Below are 16243 nucleotides of genomic sequence, written 5' to 3'. Positions count from 1 at the left end.
GCGCTTGTTTATTTTTTTTACGTTTTTTAGGGAGCCGATATGCTCATCGAATTGGAAAAAGCCCGCACTCGAAATAATGTTGTTCGCATTTTTCGTGAAGAATTGGATGGACCAGATGGCTGGACTGACGGTTTTGTTGTGGATGCCAACGAAGAAATGGTTTTGCTCCAATTAGTGGATGATAGTGTTCGTCTTAATGGCTATCAAATTCTCTTTTTAGAGGACATTAGTGACTTTGCTCATCCGGCTCCCTTTAATGATTTTCAGAAAAAAGTATTGGCGCTTCGTGGTGAAGAGGTGGTTGATCCTGAAGTTGAGCTTGAAGACCTAGCGGTATTGTTAATCGATATCAGCGAAGAATTTGGTTTGGTCACGCTTCATCGTGAAGAAATTGAACCAGATAGCTGTGAGATTGGCCGCGTTGTTCGCGCTGATGCTGTTACTTATGAATTAGAAGAAATCGGCTCAGATGCACGTTGGTTTGATGACACGTTTGAATACGATTTATACGATATTACTCGTATTGAGTTTGGCGGAGCTTATGAAGATGCTTTGCTACTAGCAAACGATGATATGGGCGACGATGCTTATGAGTTATCGGATAATTATCCAGATGACGGAATAGTAGACGACGAATAACCTAGTATTCTATCTTTCTTTGAACGTTTAGTTTAAAAAACGCCTTATGGGCGTTTTTTTATTTACATTTATAGCCTTTATAAACTCGTTTTTTTTATAAAGGTCTAAAATAATTTATACCGTCTGGCTGGCCGTGATCTTGTGACATTATAGGGATGGAGTGCTTCGCGAATAAGATGAAATGGAAAATGAGGAACCTTTTTATGTCTCGGTGGTTAACCCTTCTTTGTTCGCTTTTGCTGATTTCTGGCTGTGCGGCCTATGCAACACATCAATTCGATAATATGTTTGGGACACAAAGTCCCGAAAATCGTGTCGCTGAGGTTAGTGATACTGATACTGCGTTTTATAATGAACAAGTGAAACCTATCCTAGATAGTCGCTGTGTTTCTTGTCATGCTTGTTACGATGCGCCATGCCAACTGAAATTTACTGCCTCCGAAGGTATTGAGAGAGGAGGCTCAAAAGACCTTGTTTATGACGGCACCCGTCTATTGGCCGCTTCTCCAACACGTTTGTTTATTGATGCAAAAAGTACCGATGAATGGCGATCAAAAGGTTTTCACCCTGTCTTAAACGAACGAGAACAATCACCTTCTGCTAATTTGCAAGGCAGTTTATTATATCGAGCGATTGCGCTACGAGCGAAACAAGGTGATTTTACTCAGCCTGTTTTGCCGGATAGCTATGACTTCTCACTTGCTCGTGATCAGCAGTGCGTCAGCATTGAAAACTATCAGCAGTTTGAGCAGGATTACCCTGATTGGGGGATGCCTTATGGTCTTCCGGCGCTTAGTGCGGATGAATATGATGTATTGACACGTTGGTTGGCAAAAGGTGGAAAGATGCCTGACGCTAAGTCTTTGCCTATCAAGCTACAGCAGCAAGTGGCTTTATGGGAGTCACGTTTAAACGGTGATGATTTAAAAGGTCGATTGGTTTCTCGTTATATCTTTGAGCACCTCTATTTATACAGTTTATATTTAGGTGATGGGGAAGAATTTCGTTTTCAGCTAGTGCGTTCCAAAACGCCACCAGGCGAGCCAATCGATCGCATTGCTACACGTCGCCCTTATGACCCGCCGGGCGTAGATCATGTTTATTATCGACTTTGGGCTGACCCAGAAGTCAAAGTGCAAAAAAACCATATCCCTATGCAATTAGATGAGGCGAGATATGCTCGCTGGCAGTCTTATTTTTATGGGGAGGATTATGAAGTAACAAGAGATCCTGGTTATGCGCCTGAAGTGGCTACTAACCCTTTTAAAACTTTTCGTGAAATTCCGGCCTATGGGCGTTATCGTTTCTTGCTGGATCATTCGCAAAAAACAATCATGTCATTTATTAAAGGGCCGGTTTGTCGTGGGCAGGTTGCTGTTAATGTGATTAATGAACAGTTTTGGGTGTATTTTCTTGATCCTGAAGTTGCTTATAACAAAGGCTCCGCAGATTATTTAGAAGATCAAGTGCAGAATTTAGATTTACCTGCTATTGGTTCTAGTAACACCCTGTCACCGACCTCTTGGATTACTTTTTCTGAGCAGCAAAAGTCCTACCTATCCGCTAAAGCGGCACTAATTGAAAAAGAAGTCGGTAAGACTATTCCTTTAGATTTGAGTGTTATTTGGGATGGAGATGGAAATAATCAGAATGCGGCCCTAACCATTTTTCGTCATTTTGACAATGCGTCAGTTGTAAAGGGGATGGTTGGTCAATACCCTAAAACGGCTTGGGTGATTGATTATCCGTTGCTAGAGCGTATTCATTACTTGTTGGTTGCAGGTTTTGATGTGTATGGCAATGTCGGCCATCAATTAGTGACACGTTTATATATGGACTTTTTGCGCATGGAAGGGGAAATGAACTTTTTGCTTCTACTTCCAAAAGAAGATCGCGAGTCGATCCGAAAGTATTGGTACCGAGATGTAAATCAAACAATAAAGGACTATATATTTAGTGATTACATTAAAGTAGATAGTCAAACGCAGGTTCAGTATAAGACGGATGATCATCAGTCTGAGTTATATGAAAAGCTTCGGGATAAGTTATCTGCAGTGCTTGATCATAGTTACGACTTAGAGCAAAGCAAGCTGACGCTGGATCAACGTAATGCTTTATATAAACTGCAAGCAGTACGCGGTGGCGGTTTGGTTAACTTGCCTAATGTAGCGACCGTGTTAGTGACTAAGCAGGGCGTTCCGCTTGATGTTATCAGTATGATTCATAACAAAGCTCACGCTAATATTTCAAGTTTATTAGATGAAGAGGCTACGCGTCTGCCTGAAGAGGATGGTGTTACCTTAGTGAAGGGCGTTTTAGGTGATTACCCTAATGTTCTGATGCAGGTTGAAGAAAGTGAGTTGATTAATTGGGCAAACCAAGTGGCGAATCTTAAGACAAAAGAAGACTATTCAGCTCTTTTGGATAGCTTCGGTATTCGTCGCACTCATCCTAATTTTTGGTTTGTGAGTGATGCAATTGGCAATTTAAATAAAATAGATCGCCCAAGAGAAAGTGGCATTTTGGATTATAACCGCTTAGAAAATAGGTAGGAATATTAGCTCTTAGTGAAAGGGATAAGCGCTTCTGCATTTTCTGCATGATTGAGTGCTTGTAACTTTCGCTTATGAGTCCTAAATAGTAGGAATATTCTTTATTTATTAGGTAAGTACTATGGTTCCATTTTCGATACTGGATTTAGCGCCTGTTGCTGAGGGGCATTCTGTTGCTGATTCCTTGGCTTTGAGTCGTCGTATGGTGGTTGCAGCGGAAGAGCTTAATTATGAGCGCTTTTGGCTGGCTGAGCATCATGGAATGGCTGGTGTGGCAAGTTCAGCAACTTCTGTTGTGTTGTCTCACCTTGGCGCAGCAACTTCAAAGATTCGCATTGGTTCGGGTGGTATCATGCTACCGAATCACTCCCCTCTAGTTATCGCTGAGCAATTTGGTACCTTGGCAGAGCTTTATCCTGGTCGTATCGATTTAGGTTTGGGGCGAGCGCCAGGTACAGATATGCAAACAGCAAGAGCACTTCGTCGCAATATGGACGCTTCTGTTGATAGTTACCCAGATGATGTTTTGGAGTTACAGCGATTGCTAGGTGATGGCGATCAGGGGATTATGGCTGTTCCCGGTCGCGGTACTCATGTGCCTTTGTGGATGTTGGGCTCGAGTTTATATAGTGCTCAGGTTGCTGCTGAATTTGGCTTGCCATATTCCTTTGCTTCGCATTTTGCACCTGATCAATTAATTCAAGCGCTCACTGTATATCGTCGTAACTTCAAAGTTTCCGAGCAACTTTCTAAACCTCATACCATGGCTGGAGTCATGGCTGTCGTAGCGGATACAGACGAAGAGGCGAGATATTTATTTACCTCTGCTCAGCAGCAATTCGTTAATTTGCGTCGTAGCCGAAACCTTCCTTTTGCAAAACCGGTTGATAGTATGGATGGCATATGGTCGCCGAGCGAGAAGCACATGGTTGAGCATATGTTGCAGTACGCTATTGTAGGATCAAAGGAATCTGTTGCCTTTCAGTTAGAGAGTTTTATTGATTCAACAAAGGTTGATGAGTTGATTATTTCTATGCCAATCCATGATTCTGAAGCAAGGTTAAAATCATTGCGTTTGATGGCTGAAGTGAGAGATAGTCTGTAACCTAAAAAGAGTGACAGTCTATAAAATGTATCAAAAAGCCACTGGAAGTTTGTGTCTCCCAGTGGTTTTTTTTTATTTGTCGTAAGGTGATGGGTCGCCTTTTATTGGCTGAGTTTTGAAGCGTCTGTGTGTCCAATAATATTGTTCTTTTTTAGGTGCTATAACCTTTTCCATCAATTCATTAATTCTAGTCGCGTTTTCAACATCATCTTGGCTTGGGTAGTTTTCGACTTCGGTTAACTTTAGAAGGTAGCCGTTTTCCGTTCTTCCATAGTCGTAAAGTACAACGGGTGCATTGGTCATATTCGCTATGCGTCCAATGTGAGCGATGGTTGCGCATTGGCGGCCATAAAAAGGCGCGAAGACAGAGTTTTTTCTACCGTAATCCTGGTCGACGGCGTACCAGACGGCTTTATTTTGCTTGAGAGATTTTAGTACTTCGCGCATGTTGGTGCGTTCGATGGTTTTAGAAAAAATTGCTTTGCGTTGGCGTTCCATTACCCAGTTCATTACAGGGTTGGTTTGTAATTTATAAATAGGATGAGCGTCGATAAAGCGCGGCATTTGGCTTCCACAAAAGTCGAGAGAAGAAAAATGGCCGCTAATCAGGATGCAGCCGCGGCCTTTAGCCAATACTCGCTCTACCACATCTTTCCCTTCAAAAGTGATTCGTGATTGAAACTTTTTCTGGCTTTGAAACCAAGAGGAAAAAGTTTCAATAGTGCCTTTTCCCATGCTTTCAAAATGTGCTTTGGTCAGTGCTTTTCGTTCGCTCTCACTCATTTCTGGATAGCAAATTTGTAAGTTTACATCGCATATGTGGCGACGTCTTTTGGCAATAGCGTGCAATGTACGGCCTAGGTATTTTCCTAGCCCTTGTTGTAGTGACCAAGGTAAGAAACTTAGTGCATAGGCGATTCCCATTGCGAACCAGCTTAGCCAGTGTTTTGGGCCAAGGTAGTTAGTGATGCTTTTGTCTAGAGTTGATATCTTTTTAGCCACGGTAGCCTTCCAAAAAGTTGCGCCATTGCGCATCAGAAATATTGAATTGATTGTGTAGGTTGGACTCCTTGTCCAACGATCGCTTTAATCGATCAATGTTTGATTGTTTCCATTTCTCATCCTGAGGTCTTTGCTCGCATTTATCAAAATCAATAAGCCAAACCTTGTTGTTTTGATCAATCATAATGTTATGACAGTTTAAGTCTGAGTGATAAATACCTTCGTCGTGGAAACGTTTAACCACAGCTCCAATTTCTTGCCAGTTCAAGGTATGGCTGCTTCCCGTTTTAATAATGTCAAAAAGATCTTTTGCGTTTTCTATTGTTTGTGTCAGTAACTCACCGCGATAAAAGCCTTGTTCGCGAACATATAGGCCGCCAATAGGGTGTGGAACGGGCAAGTCTATCGAACGCATATACTCTAATAAACTTAGTTCAAGCCAAGGGCGTGTGAGTTTTTGGCCAGTAAAAAAAAAGTGACTTTTGTTGAACTTGGCGATGAGTCCGCCTCGACGGTAGCGTCGAATGACAAACTTTCCAAATTGACTGTTGATAAACCAGACTGCACCTCGGCCATTTCCTGTTCCAGTTACTGCTTGTTGTGACTGCCAGAATTCTGGATCAAACCAAGCCTCTGATAGCGGTAATGTAGGGTCGCTTTTTAACAGTATTGTATTGGGCGATATTTTGATGGCTTGTGGCATTTTGCTCGCTTTAAATAATGTGGTCTTAGTAATGTCTATAAATTTGGACACATTCAAAGGGGACTATTCTATAATACTTGCCAAGTTTAAGCAGCCTTAATGAGGAAGACATGCAACAACAGGATATTCAACAAATAGCAGTGGTTCGATTGTCTGCGTTAGGTGATGTGTGTCATGCGGTGGCCGTAGTGCAAGCTATGATGAAGCTTTATCCTACCGCTAAGGTTACTTGGATTACATCTCCGTTGGAAGCTCGATTGGTGCGCTTACTAGCAGGTGTTGACGTTATCGAGTATGACAAAAAAAGTGGGCTTTCTGGCATGTTTGAGCTTAGAGCAAAACTTAAAAATGTCACATTTGACGCGCTACTGCATTTGCAATGGTCATCAAGATCGAGCGTTTTGACACGAATGCTCAAGGTGAAGAGGCGTATTGGTTTTTCTTTGTCTCGGTCGCGTGAAAAACAAAATTGGTTTGTGAATGAATTGGCGCCAGAGCCTAAAGGCTACCATGTACTAGACTCTTTTTTGTCCGTCGCCAGTGTTTTGGGTGTTACGGACGTTGCTTTTCCATGTCAATTAACCCTACCTGAAATCGATTTTGATTTACCTGACTCTTATGTGGTTGTGAATCCTTGTGGTTCTAAAGTTGAAAAGAACTGGACATTAGAAGGAAATCGGGCGGTTGTTAAACGCATTCTAGAAAAAGGTTTAACGCCCGTTTTAACCGGTGGGCCGTCCGAGTTGGAAGTGACTTTTTCTCAGGATATTCAGGCTGACATTGATGGTGTTATTAACTTGGTAGGTAAAACTTCGGTTGAGGCTATGTGTACTCTCATTAAAGGTGCTTCACTAGTGGTAAGTCCAGATACTGGTCCTGCGCACATTGCCACTTTGGTTGGAACGCCAGTATTGGGTTTGTATGCGCTTTCCAATCCGAAGCGTACTGGGCCTTATAATGATATAGAGAATGTCGTTAGTGTTTACGAGGAGCTTGCTGAGAAGGAATATAACAAGCCTGTAAGCGAGTTGCCTTGGGCGACGACTGTGCATGATCCTAAGGCTATGCAGTATATTCATGTTGAGCAGGTTTTAGCTAAATTGGATGCGCTTATTTAGCGCATCCAATTTAGAAAGACTATTTAGACAGAGACTGCTCAGCAAGCTTAAGATCTAGTGTCGCTTTTAGTAGCTTGTAAAGCTGGATAGAGGCGTCAATTTCTTCTTTTCGGTTGGTTAAGCTTTCGATGTTTAAACCAAGTGGAACATCAAGTGGTAGTGCGGTTTCAATGATTTGTTCTAATGCGTTACGGCAAATTTTAATAGACTCTTCTAGTGGCGCTTGAGCATCCAAAATACGGTGCTTAGTTGCATCTGGTACGGAAATTCCTAACCACTCCATAAATTCAAGTGTTTTGGCACTACCACATGGTGTGAAGGTCAAAATGATACGTTTAGGTGTTTCGCCTTTTTCTTTGCAGGTTCTTGCGTAGCGGCTGATTAGGTCTGCGGTCGCTTGGTGGTTATAAACGGCTTGTGAAATAAAGAACTCACAACCTGACTCGGATTTTTTCAATAGGCGTAAATGCTCGTCACCTTTTTTGGCATGACGTTCTGCAATGGTCACACCGCCAAGATTAAACTCATGAGGTGATGCTTTTAGGGTTTCATAAGCTTGTGGCAATGGCAGTTTAATATCACCATTTGAAGACGGTGAGCCAACCAGTACCAAATCACGAATGCCATACTGTTCCCATGCTTCGGTTAACCAGCCGGAAAATTCTTCAGGGCTACGTGATGAGACAGATTTGTAAGTAATTACGGGTTTATCGGATTGTTGGTGAAGGCGCTTTGACCAAGCTCGTGGGTCATGAGTTTCCATGAAAGGAAAAGGGCGTGGCTTGTCAATGCGACTGGTTTCGTCTTGAATGTCATAAACAATTAAACCATCGACGTCGATATTATCAAGGCGCTCAAGTAGCTTTTGACTTACTTGTTCTAGTTGTTCTTCTCCAAGAGAGGACTTTGGTGGTGTTGTGCCAATGAAGTAAACGCCTCGACTAGGATCTTGAAGCTTTTTTGCTAATTCCGATTTCATAATGTCACACTCTATGTAGACGAGGCAGATAATATTGTACAAAGGTTTTGGTCTGCGTCTCGTGATGTTTGTTGGCGTTATTCTAACAGTGAAATGAATTCAAGGCTTTGCTTGGAAGTTGAATAATATTGTTGATGAAGTGAGGCGCGCTAATCTTATAGAGAGGGATTATGTCAAATATAGAATTAAAAGGTCTTTCTGAGGCAGAGTCTTCTAGCCTGCCACCTGTGCATAATTGGAAACCACCTTTCTGCGGTGATATGGATATGTTGATTAAAGCGAATGGTGAATGGTTTCATGAAGGTGGCAGGATAAAGCGTTCTTCAATGGTAACTATGTTTAGCCGAATATTGTGGTTTGAAAATGGTGAGCATTTTTTAGTAACGCCTGTCGAGAAGGTTCGAATTCAAGTTGAAGATGCTCCTTTTCTTGTTACTCGTTGGCAATGGATAGAGACCGAACTTGGTCGAGCAATAGAATTTGTGACGCAAACTGACGATGTTCTGGTGCTTGGGATTGATTGCGATCTTTGGATGGATTGGTATAAGGAAGAAGAGCGGCCTTATATTTCAATGCGTTATGGTATGAAGGCTTTGGTAGGGCGAAATGTGTTTTATGGTATTGCCGAAAGCCTTGAACAGGTCGAGACACCGAAAGGTGTTGGTATGGGGATAATAAGCGCCGGTAAAAGCTATCTTTTAATGCAAGATGCATAACGAATTTGCCCCCGTCTAGGTTATAATGCGCGAATTAGACGTGACGCGTTGTTCGCGTAGTATTTTAGTTTTGAAGGGGTGTTTGTTTGTTATTCGAAGAATTTGGTTTTGATAATCGCATTTTAAAGTCCATTGGCCATTTGGGGTTTGATGAGGCAACTGAGATTCAAGCTCGTGCTATTCCAGAAGCAATGGCTGGTAGAGACTTGTTGGCGTCGTCAAAAACAGGTTCGGGAAAAACACTTGCCTATCTTTTGCCTGCGTTGCATCGAGTTTACAAGAAAAAAGCTTTGTCTAAGCGTGATCCACGAGTAGTGATTTTAGTGCCAACTCGCGAGTTGGCAAAGCAGGTTTTTGCTCAATTGCGTCTTTTGTTAGCCGCGAGCCGTTTTACCTCTATCTTGATTCAAGGTGGCGAGAACTTTAATGATCAACATAAATCCTTGCAAAAAGACCCGCATTTTATTGTGGCGACACCAGGTCGTTTGGTTGATCACTTAAAGCAGCGTCACGTTTTTCTGGAAGGGCTTGAACTGCTGATTTTAGATGAAGCGGATCGCATGTTGGATTTAGGTTTTGCTGATGCAATGCGAGCTATTAATGCGGCAGCAAGTCATCGTCAGCGTCAAACTTTGTTCTTTTCTGCAACGCTAGATAATACCGAAGTAAGTGAAATCGCTGGTGAGCTTTTGCGAGAGCCGTCACGAGTTGCTATTGGTCAAGGTTTTGATGAGCACACCGATATCTCTCAGCATGTTTTGCTGTGCGATCATTTGGATCATAAAGAAGCCTTGCTGAAACACTTGTTAGTGGGCCAAACCATTAAACAAGCCATTGTCTTTACGGCAACGAAAACTGATACCGTGCGTTTATCCGAGATCATTGCGGGTTGGGGGTTAAGTACTCAAGCTTTGAATGGTAACTTGTCTCAAAGTGCTCGTAATAAAACTATGGAAAGCTTTGCGAAAGGGCAGTTTGATGTATTGGTAAGTACCGATGTCGCTTCCCGTGGTTTGGACATTGCCAGTGTGTCTCATGTTTTTAACTTTGATTTGCCAAAGCAAGCCGAAGAGTTTGTTCATAGAACCGGTCGTACTGGTCGTGCTGGATTTAAAGGTGATGCTTATTCTTTGGTTGGGCCTAAAGACTGGGTGAATTTCAAAGCAATAGAGGTTTTCCTGCAAAAGACCTTTGTGACAGAATCTATTGAAGGTCTTGAACCTAAGTTTAAAGGTTTGCTTCCGCCGAAGCCTGTTAGTAAAGCTAGCAAGAAGAACAGTTCTAAAGCACCAGTGAAGGCACCTAAGAAAACGAATAAAAAGCCAGCAGGTAAAGCGCGCTTCCATGATAATCAGCAAGATGGTTTTGATGCGTTTAAATTGCCACCTAAGCGTTTTGCTGCGCCAGACAATGTTGGCGATGAAGACGAATAGTCTTTGTTGTTTTTTGTTAATTATCTAAAGGGTTAGATTTTATTAATTGACAGGTGAGCTGTATTCACGCTATTGATTAATCTTCCTTATCTATTGGAGATGAGCTTATTAATCGTTTACCCCCACTAAATTCATTGAAGTGTTTTGAATCTGCCGCTCGCCATGGCAGTTTCAACAAGGCAGCCAAGGAATTGTCTGTCACACCTTCTGCAATTAGTCATCAAATTAAAGGTCTGGAAAGTTTTCTAGACCTTGAGCTATTTCGTCGAACTAAACGTAAAGTGATCTTAACGGAAGCTGGGGAGTCTTACTTAAAGCCAATAAAAAGTATTTTTGAACAGTTGGAAAACGCCACCGCAGAGCTTAAAAGTAAGCAAAAATCGGGATCTCTTCGCTTGGCCGTTGCACCAGCGTTTCTTACTCGCTGGTTAATGCCAAGAATGGAAAGTTTTCAGCAGCAATACCCAGACATTGAAATTGAGATAAGCTCTTCGATAGGATTAATTGATTTTTCTGCTGGTGATATTGATATGGCAGTGTATTTCGGCTACGGCGATTGGGATGATGTGGAGTCGCTTTTTCTAACGCCAGCCAAGCTTTCTCCTGTTTGTAACCCAAAACTAATTCGTCCAGATCAACCGATTAATACACCAGAAGATATGCGTTTTTATCCTTTGCTTCATGTTACAAAACGCAAAGATGAGTGGCATGATTGGCTTAAGCAAAACGGCTTGGATCCAAAGGTGTTTCGTCGTGGTTTGATGTTCTCTAGTGGTTCGTTAACAGCGGGTGCCGCAGCTCAAGGTTTAGGTATTTCCTTGTCCAATGTGGATCTGGTTATGCCCGAAATTGAAGCAGGTACCTTAAAGGTGTTGTTTGACCAGCCTTTGGTTACGGCGCGATCCTTTTACTTGGTTTATGAAAAGCGACGCTCCGTGACGTCTGCCATGTCGGCCTTTAAAGAATGGATTATTGAAGAGATGGTTGGCAACAAAAATACGTAAATGTATTTAGTTGATACAGCATATATTTTTAAAACGTAAATGAGAACTTGTATATGAGCACTGGGTTAAAGGTAAATAGCTATTTTGATGATCAAGTTAAATCTATTGCATTAGATAATGCTGAAGGCACATCCACTGTTGGTGTTATGGCTGTTGGTGAGTATGAGTTTGGTACCAGTCAGCGAGAATATATGACAGTGGTATCTGGGGCTTTGACTGTTAAATTGCCGACAGAAAGTGATTGGAAGACCTTTGCTAAGGGTGATACTTTTATTGTTGAGGCGAACCAGACTTTCCAATTGAAAGTCACGGAAACGACTGCTTATCTTTGTCGCTATGAGTAATGCTGCTTAAAGTATTGGTTGTATTTCTGATATGTAACGCATAAAAAAAGGGCTGATTTCATCAGCCCTTTTTTGTTGAGGTAGAAAAGAGTTAACCGCCAACGACATTCACTAGTAGTGTGACTTGGTCACCTGGTTGAACGTATTTTTTACTGCCAACCTTTGGGTTCCAATCTCGAATATCATTTACAGACACTTTGAATTTATTGGCCACAACAGCTAATGATTCACCAGAGCGAATGGTGTAGACCACTTTCTTCATCACGCTGCGTGTGCTGTTTTCTGATTGTTTAGGTTCTAGCCAGACAACGAGTTTCTTGCCTGGTAGGAGTGGATCAGCAAGCCCCATGTTGTTCCATCGAGCCAGTGTCTTGCTATCTACCCCGTATTTGTTTGAGATGAGCCATAAGCTATCACCGGAGTTAACTGTGTAGTTTATTTTTATGCGATTGCGGTTTGGTGCATGAGATTGCTTGGCCAATAAGCGCTGATGAGAGCTAAGTGTATAGCTTTCTATATTATTGCCAGCAACTGGGATCATCAGTTCTTGTCCAACACGAATCATAGTGGTGGAGATCTTATTGACGTCCTGCAGAACATTGACTGTCGTATTGTGCTGTTTGGCAACGAGAAGCAAGTTGTCGCCAGCTTTTACTGTGTAGCGGACCCAAGTAACCCGTTCTTTGCTAGGAATTTCTGCTAGTTTGGTTCTGAATTGCTTTGACTTTGAAACTGGCATTAACAGTCTGTGAGGGCCATCTGGAGAGGTTGCCCATTGGTTGAAACCTGGGTTCAGCAAGTACACCTCATCTATACTTACTCCAGCCATGTCCGCAGCCTGCGCTAGATCGAGTTGGCCGCCAATGTTGACGACATCAAAATATGGCTTGTTTGGAATGAAGTAAGTTGAGTAGTTGTACTTTTCTGGGTTTTTAATGATTTTTGCTAGGGCAATCAGCTTTGGAACGTAGGCTCGAGTTTCTTTAGGGAGGTCCAGAGACCAAAAATCGGTCGGTTTACCTGCTTTCTTGTTCTTTCTGATCGCTCTTAATACGGTACCTTCGCCAGAGTTATAAGAGGCAAGGGCATGTAACCAATTGCCATCAAACATTTTATTTAAACGCGTTAAGTAAGCAATCGCGGCTTGAGTTGAGCCAATAATATCTCTACGACCGTCGTACCACCAAGTTTGATCAAGTCCATACATTTGACCTGTAGATGGGATGAATTGCCAAGGGCCAGAGGCGCGGCCATGGCTGTATCCAAAAGGATCGAAGCCACTCTCAACGATAGGTAATAAAGCGATTTCAGTTGGAATGCCGGCTTTTTCGAGTTCGCCAACAATATAGTATAAGTAGCGTTCACCACGCTTTGAAACTCTATCTAAATACGATGGGTGGGAGCTAAACCAACGTAACTGTGATGACAGTCGTGGGCGGTCTATGTCTAAGTCTAGTTGAAATCCTGCGCGCACCCTTTCCCAAATGTCTTCTGGTGCTTTTGGTTTTGTGGCAGCGATAGCAGGTTCTTCAGTAGGAATTGTGTCTTCTGTTGCGGATTCATCAATAGGAGGAACCGTATCAATGAAACCTAACTGTTCTGTATCTGCTTCTACAACATCGGTCTCTTCAGACGAATCTATAAGATCGGAGGAAGCGTTATTTCTTTCTACTTTTGAGGTGGTTTGGCACGCACTTAGTGCTAGGCTGGCAAGGCAAACCCATAAAATTTTATATATCATTTAGGTCACAAAATTGAGTAAAGTTTCGACATTTTAAGGTTGTAGCGCAATAGGTCAACTAAAACTATCCTTGGCGCGTCTAACTTGGCTGAATGCAGCCACAGAATTTGCAGCTGGAATTTCGTTAAGTTGTTGTGCTGCTTGAACTTTAAGAGCATCTATATGGCTTCTTAAGAAGGGGTTAGTTTTTTTCTCTAAGCTAAGTGTTGTGGGTAAGGTTGGTTTTTCGACAGCTCGTAATTTTTGACTCGCATTATTGTTTTCTATTAGGTCTTGGTTGGCTGGTTCTACTGAAAGTGCAAAGCGGTAGTTGGCCAGGGTGTATTCGTGGGTACCATAAATTAGCGTATCATCTGGCAGGTCTGAGATCTTCATCATCGCTGCTAGCATTTGTTCAGGTGTGCCTTCCATTATGCGACCACAACCGCCTTTAAATAGGGTGTCGCCGCTAAACAAAATTGGAGGTTCTTGTGCTGAAAAGTAGCATAGATGGTCGAGGGTGTGTCCCGGTGTTGCTATGGCCTTGAATGAGAGTGAGAGAACTTGAATTAGATCGTTTTCATCGACAGGATGAGTGACTAGATCTGTAAGGTGTTCTGGTCCATAAACGGGACAGTTTGAGTATTGTTTTAGCTCAGCGACTCCTCCTGTGTGATCTTTATGGTGGTGAGTAATTAAAATGCCTGCTAAGGTCTTTTTTTGTTCATGGCAGTAATTTAAAACAACATCTGCCTTGCCTGGATCCACGACCCAGATGTCTGAACTATCTTTATCTTGGATTATCCAGATATAATTGTCTTGGAAGGCGGGAAGCGGAAAGATAGTCATAAAATGCCTACTTTTAAGAGTTTGTTGTGTTTCATATGACGCGCCAATAAAAGAATAAATACACCGTCATGCCGTTTTAAATAGAGAATTCATTGTATGTTGGATGATCAATCAAGACAATTTTTTCAAAATTGGTACAAAAGTAACCTAGGCGAGAGTTTGTTGCAATTAGAGCTCAAGGAGATAGCCTCTGAACTTGACTCTGCGGTCGGTTATTATTTAGTGAGTCAATCTCCTCTTAGGGATTTTTCTTTACAGAACCATCGTTTGCGCGAAAGTATTTTAATCGCGCCAGTTTTAGAGTTTGGAGCGCCTAGTAATACTATTGTTGCTAGGGCAAGTGAGCTGCCGTTTGAGGCTGATGGTGTGGATGTCCATGTTTTCCATCATACGTTGGATATATCAGCCACTCCTCATGATGATTTAAGGGAAGCGGCAAGAACCTTATTGCCAAGTGGCAAGCTGGTTATTGTTGGTTTTAACCCTTGGAGTTTATGGGGGTTCTGTCGTCTATTTACCAAAAAAATTAAGGCGCCTTGGTGTGGGCACTTTATTGCTCATCAGCGTCTAGAAGATTGGTTGAAAGTGGCTGGTTTGACCTTAGAATCAAAACGTTTTGTTTATTATGAGCCGCCACTACAGAGTGGTAAGTGGCGGTCGCGCTTTACTTGGATTGATAAAGCTTTAAGGCCTTTAAAACTGCCTTTTAGTGGAGTGTACGTGATGACGGCAACCAAGCAGGTAAGGCGTTTTATTCCATTAAAACCTCGTTGGTCAGGGGCTCGAGTTAGAGTGCCTCCATTAACAAACCCAACAGCAAAAGAGATGAAAGAGTGAAAAAGGTCGTAATGTACACAGATGGTGCTTGTAAGGGGAATCCAGGTATTGGCGGTTGGGGGGCTTGGCTTACTTTTGGTGAGCATGAAAAACACCTATGTGGTGGCGAGCACGACACAACTAATAATCGAATGGAGCTTATGGGGGCAATAGAAGGTCTTCGGGCGTTGAAAGAAAAATGCTCAGTAACACTCTATACTGATTCCTCTTATGTTCAAAAAGGCATTACTGAGTGGTTGTCTGGCTGGAAGCGAAAAGGCTGGATGACGGCTTCTAAGCAGCCAGTTAAAAATAAAGATCTATGGCAAGCTTTGGATGAGCAGTGCCAGCATCATGAAGTTACTTGGAAATGGGTAAAAGGTCATGCTGGCATAGAAGGTAATGAAATTGCTGACCAATTAGCAAATAAGGGTATTGATGAATTAAGGGCGGCATCATGAGACAGGTAGTGCTTGATACGGAAACAACTGGTATAGACCCAAAACAAGGACACCGTATTATCGAGATTGGTTGTGTGGAAATGATTGGTCGTAAACTGACTAAGCGACATTTCCACGTTTACATCAATCCTGATAGGGAAGTAGAAGAAGAGGCTTTTCGAGTCCATGGGATCAGTAACGAGTTTCTGGCTGATAAGCCGCGATTTCATGAAATCGCTCAAGAGTTTTTTGATTTTATAAAAGGTGCTGAACTTATTATTCATAACGCCCCGTTTGATATTGGCTTTATGGATCATGAGTTTGCCCGAATCGGTGGCTTTCCTAAAACCGCAGAAGTTTGTGGTGTGTTTGATAGCTTGGTTTATGCCCGTAAAAAGCATCCGGGGCAAAAGAATAATCTAGATATCCTGTGTAAGCGTTATGGTATAGACAACTCTCATCGTGAATTACACGGCGCTCTTTTAGACTCAGAGATTCTTGCTGACGTTTACTTGTTGATGACAGGTGGACAGACGAGTCTTGGCCTTGCCAATAATTCTGATTCTGAATCCAAAGAGGAAGGTGGAGTCGAAGAAATTCGTCGGTTTTCTCAAAATCGCCCTGCTTTGAAGATTATTCGAGCAAGTGAAGATGAATTAAAACTTCATGAAGAGCGTCTGGATTTGATTGATAAAAAATCAGGACAGTCGTTATGGCGGATTAAGCATTAGATTAGTGATTTAGTGCGCTCATGATCCAACAGATAAAAAATGCCCTCTAAGATGAAGTGACCCCCAATAGTTGGACAACCAATATTGGGGGT

Annotated in this window: 16 protein-coding genes; 11 read left to right on the top strand and 5 right to left on the bottom strand. The window is 42.3% G+C overall.

Annotated features, from left to right (window positions below; all coding sequences use genetic code 11):
• Positions 1-39 precede the first annotated feature (39 nt).
• From KPL72_RS19705 to KPL72_RS19695, 3 genes are all read left to right on the top strand, one after another.
• Positions 40-639 carry a hypothetical protein gene (locus tag KPL72_RS19705; RefSeq protein ID WP_212918444.1) on the top strand — a complete coding sequence of 200 codons (600 nt, stop codon included), beginning with the start codon at positions 40-42 and terminating at the stop codon, positions 637-639.
• A 203-nt stretch (positions 640-842) separates the two neighbouring features.
• Complete coding sequence (locus KPL72_RS19700) at positions 843-3191, top strand: fatty acid cis/trans isomerase (RefSeq protein ID WP_219704172.1); 2349 nt, start codon at positions 843-845, stop codon at positions 3189-3191.
• A 121-nt stretch (positions 3192-3312) separates the two neighbouring features.
• The gene (locus KPL72_RS19695; RefSeq protein ID WP_219704171.1) at positions 3313-4296 is read left to right on the top strand and encodes an LLM class flavin-dependent oxidoreductase; all 984 of its coding nucleotides are present in this window, start codon (positions 3313-3315) and stop codon (positions 4294-4296) included.
• Positions 4297-4368: 72 nt separating this feature from the next.
• On the opposite strand, the gene KPL72_RS19690 is transcribed toward KPL72_RS19695, so the two are convergent.
• Entirely contained in the window at positions 4369-5298 is a 930-nt protein-coding gene (locus tag KPL72_RS19690) for a lysophospholipid acyltransferase family protein (protein ID WP_346729536.1), read from the bottom strand.
• Entirely contained in the window at positions 5291-6001 is a 711-nt protein-coding gene (locus KPL72_RS19685) for a 3-deoxy-D-manno-octulosonic acid kinase (RefSeq protein WP_219704169.1), read from the bottom strand. Before KPL72_RS19685 ends, KPL72_RS19690 begins: the two co-directional genes overlap by 8 nt.
• Before the next feature lie 110 nt (positions 6002-6111).
• Between KPL72_RS19685 and KPL72_RS19680 the strand changes: the two genes are divergently transcribed.
• Complete coding sequence (locus KPL72_RS19680) at positions 6112-7119, top strand: glycosyltransferase family 9 protein (protein WP_219704168.1); 1008 nt, start codon at positions 6112-6114, stop codon at positions 7117-7119.
• Positions 7120-7138: 19 nt separating this feature from the next.
• Here KPL72_RS19680 and KPL72_RS19675 read toward each other — a convergent pair whose 3' ends face one another.
• Positions 7139-8098: a methylenetetrahydrofolate reductase gene (locus tag KPL72_RS19675; RefSeq protein ID WP_219704167.1), complete on the bottom strand. Its 960-nt coding sequence runs from the start codon at positions 8096-8098 to the stop codon at positions 7139-7141.
• Between the two features lie 170 nt (positions 8099-8268).
• Here KPL72_RS19675 and KPL72_RS19670 point away from each other — a divergent pair, with 170 nt between their 5' ends.
• From KPL72_RS19670 to ppnP, 4 genes are all read left to right on the top strand, one after another.
• A complete protein-coding gene (locus KPL72_RS19670; protein WP_219704166.1) occupies positions 8269-8814 on the top strand; it encodes a DUF1285 domain-containing protein in 546 nt (181 codons plus the stop codon).
• 86 nt (positions 8815-8900) lie between these two features.
• Positions 8901-10247 (top strand): DEAD/DEAH box helicase, encoded by a 1347-nt coding sequence (locus KPL72_RS19665; RefSeq protein WP_212918452.1) that lies wholly within the window; start codon positions 8901-8903, stop codon positions 10245-10247.
• 92 nt (positions 10248-10339) lie between these two features.
• Positions 10340-11251 (top strand): transcriptional regulator GcvA, encoded by a 912-nt coding sequence (gene gcvA, locus KPL72_RS19660; protein ID WP_346729537.1) that lies wholly within the window; start codon positions 10340-10342, stop codon positions 11249-11251.
• A 53-nt stretch (positions 11252-11304) separates the two neighbouring features.
• Positions 11305-11595: a pyrimidine/purine nucleoside phosphorylase gene (ppnP, locus tag KPL72_RS19655; RefSeq protein WP_219704163.1), complete on the top strand. Its 291-nt coding sequence runs from the start codon at positions 11305-11307 to the stop codon at positions 11593-11595.
• 91 nt (positions 11596-11686) lie between these two features.
• On the opposite strand, the gene KPL72_RS19650 is transcribed toward ppnP, so the two are convergent.
• Together KPL72_RS19650 and gloB are read right to left on the bottom strand one after the other, a co-directional pair.
• Positions 11687-13336 (bottom strand): lytic transglycosylase, encoded by a 1650-nt coding sequence (locus tag KPL72_RS19650; protein WP_212918454.1) that lies wholly within the window; start codon positions 13334-13336, stop codon positions 11687-11689.
• Between the two features lie 54 nt (positions 13337-13390).
• A complete protein-coding gene (gene gloB, locus KPL72_RS19645; RefSeq protein ID WP_219704162.1) occupies positions 13391-14164 on the bottom strand; it encodes a hydroxyacylglutathione hydrolase in 774 nt (257 codons plus the stop codon).
• Between the two features lie 96 nt (positions 14165-14260).
• Between gloB and KPL72_RS19640 the strand changes: the two genes are divergently transcribed.
• The 3 genes from KPL72_RS19640 to dnaQ are packed head-to-tail and all read left to right on the top strand — an operon-like array spanning position 14261 to position 16151.
• The gene (locus KPL72_RS19640) at positions 14261-15001 is read left to right on the top strand and encodes a class I SAM-dependent methyltransferase (RefSeq protein ID WP_212918456.1); all 741 of its coding nucleotides are present in this window, start codon (positions 14261-14263) and stop codon (positions 14999-15001) included.
• Positions 14998-15441 carry a ribonuclease HI gene (rnhA, locus tag KPL72_RS19635; RefSeq protein ID WP_249411739.1) on the top strand — a complete coding sequence of 148 codons (444 nt, stop codon included), beginning with the start codon at positions 14998-15000 and terminating at the stop codon, positions 15439-15441. The genes KPL72_RS19640 and rnhA overlap by 4 nt, the downstream gene beginning before the upstream one ends.
• On the top strand, positions 15438-16151 hold the full coding sequence (dnaQ, locus tag KPL72_RS19630; RefSeq protein ID WP_212918457.1) for a DNA polymerase III subunit epsilon: 714 nt from the start codon (positions 15438-15440) through the stop codon (positions 16149-16151). Before rnhA ends, dnaQ begins: the two co-directional genes overlap by 4 nt.
• Positions 16152-16243 lie beyond the last annotated feature (92 nt).

It is taken from the genome of Marinomonas lutimaris (assembly GCF_019426345.1).
Lineage (GTDB): Bacteria > Pseudomonadota > Gammaproteobacteria > Pseudomonadales > Marinomonadaceae > Marinomonas > Marinomonas lutimaris.
Note: the sequence above shows the minus strand (reverse complement) of the source record. Positions and strands in the feature narration are given on the sequence as shown.

Bases quoted from the DNA above. Each gene is read 5' to 3' on its own strand.
- KPL72_RS19675 (WP_219704167.1), bottom strand. From the start codon at position 8,098: ATGAAATCGGAATTAGCAAAAAAGCTTCAAGATCCTAGTCGAGGCGTT.
- KPL72_RS19700 (WP_219704172.1), top strand. From the start codon at position 843: ATGTCTCGGTGGTTAACCCTTCTTTGTTCGCTTTTGCTGATTTCTGGC.
- KPL72_RS19640 (WP_212918456.1), top strand. From the start codon at position 14,261: ATGTTGGATGATCAATCAAGACAATTTTTTCAAAATTGGTACAAAAGT.
- gloB (WP_219704162.1), bottom strand. From the start codon at position 14,164: ATGACTATCTTTCCGCTTCCCGCCTTCCAAGACAATTATATCTGGATA.
- KPL72_RS19685 (WP_219704169.1), bottom strand. From the start codon at position 6,001: ATGCCACAAGCCATCAAAATATCGCCCAATACAATACTGTTAAAAAGC.
- KPL72_RS19680 (WP_219704168.1), top strand. From the start codon at position 6,112: ATGCAACAACAGGATATTCAACAAATAGCAGTGGTTCGATTGTCTGCG.
- ppnP (WP_219704163.1), top strand. From the start codon at position 11,305: ATGAGCACTGGGTTAAAGGTAAATAGCTATTTTGATGATCAAGTTAAA.
- KPL72_RS19705 (WP_212918444.1), top strand. From the start codon at position 40: ATGCTCATCGAATTGGAAAAAGCCCGCACTCGAAATAATGTTGTTCGC.
- dnaQ (WP_212918457.1), top strand. From the start codon at position 15,438: ATGAGACAGGTAGTGCTTGATACGGAAACAACTGGTATAGACCCAAAA.
- KPL72_RS19695 (WP_219704171.1), top strand. From the start codon at position 3,313: ATGGTTCCATTTTCGATACTGGATTTAGCGCCTGTTGCTGAGGGGCAT.
- KPL72_RS19650 (WP_212918454.1), bottom strand. From the start codon at position 13,336: ATGATATATAAAATTTTATGGGTTTGCCTTGCCAGCCTAGCACTAAGT.
- KPL72_RS19670 (WP_219704166.1), top strand. From the start codon at position 8,269: ATGTCAAATATAGAATTAAAAGGTCTTTCTGAGGCAGAGTCTTCTAGC.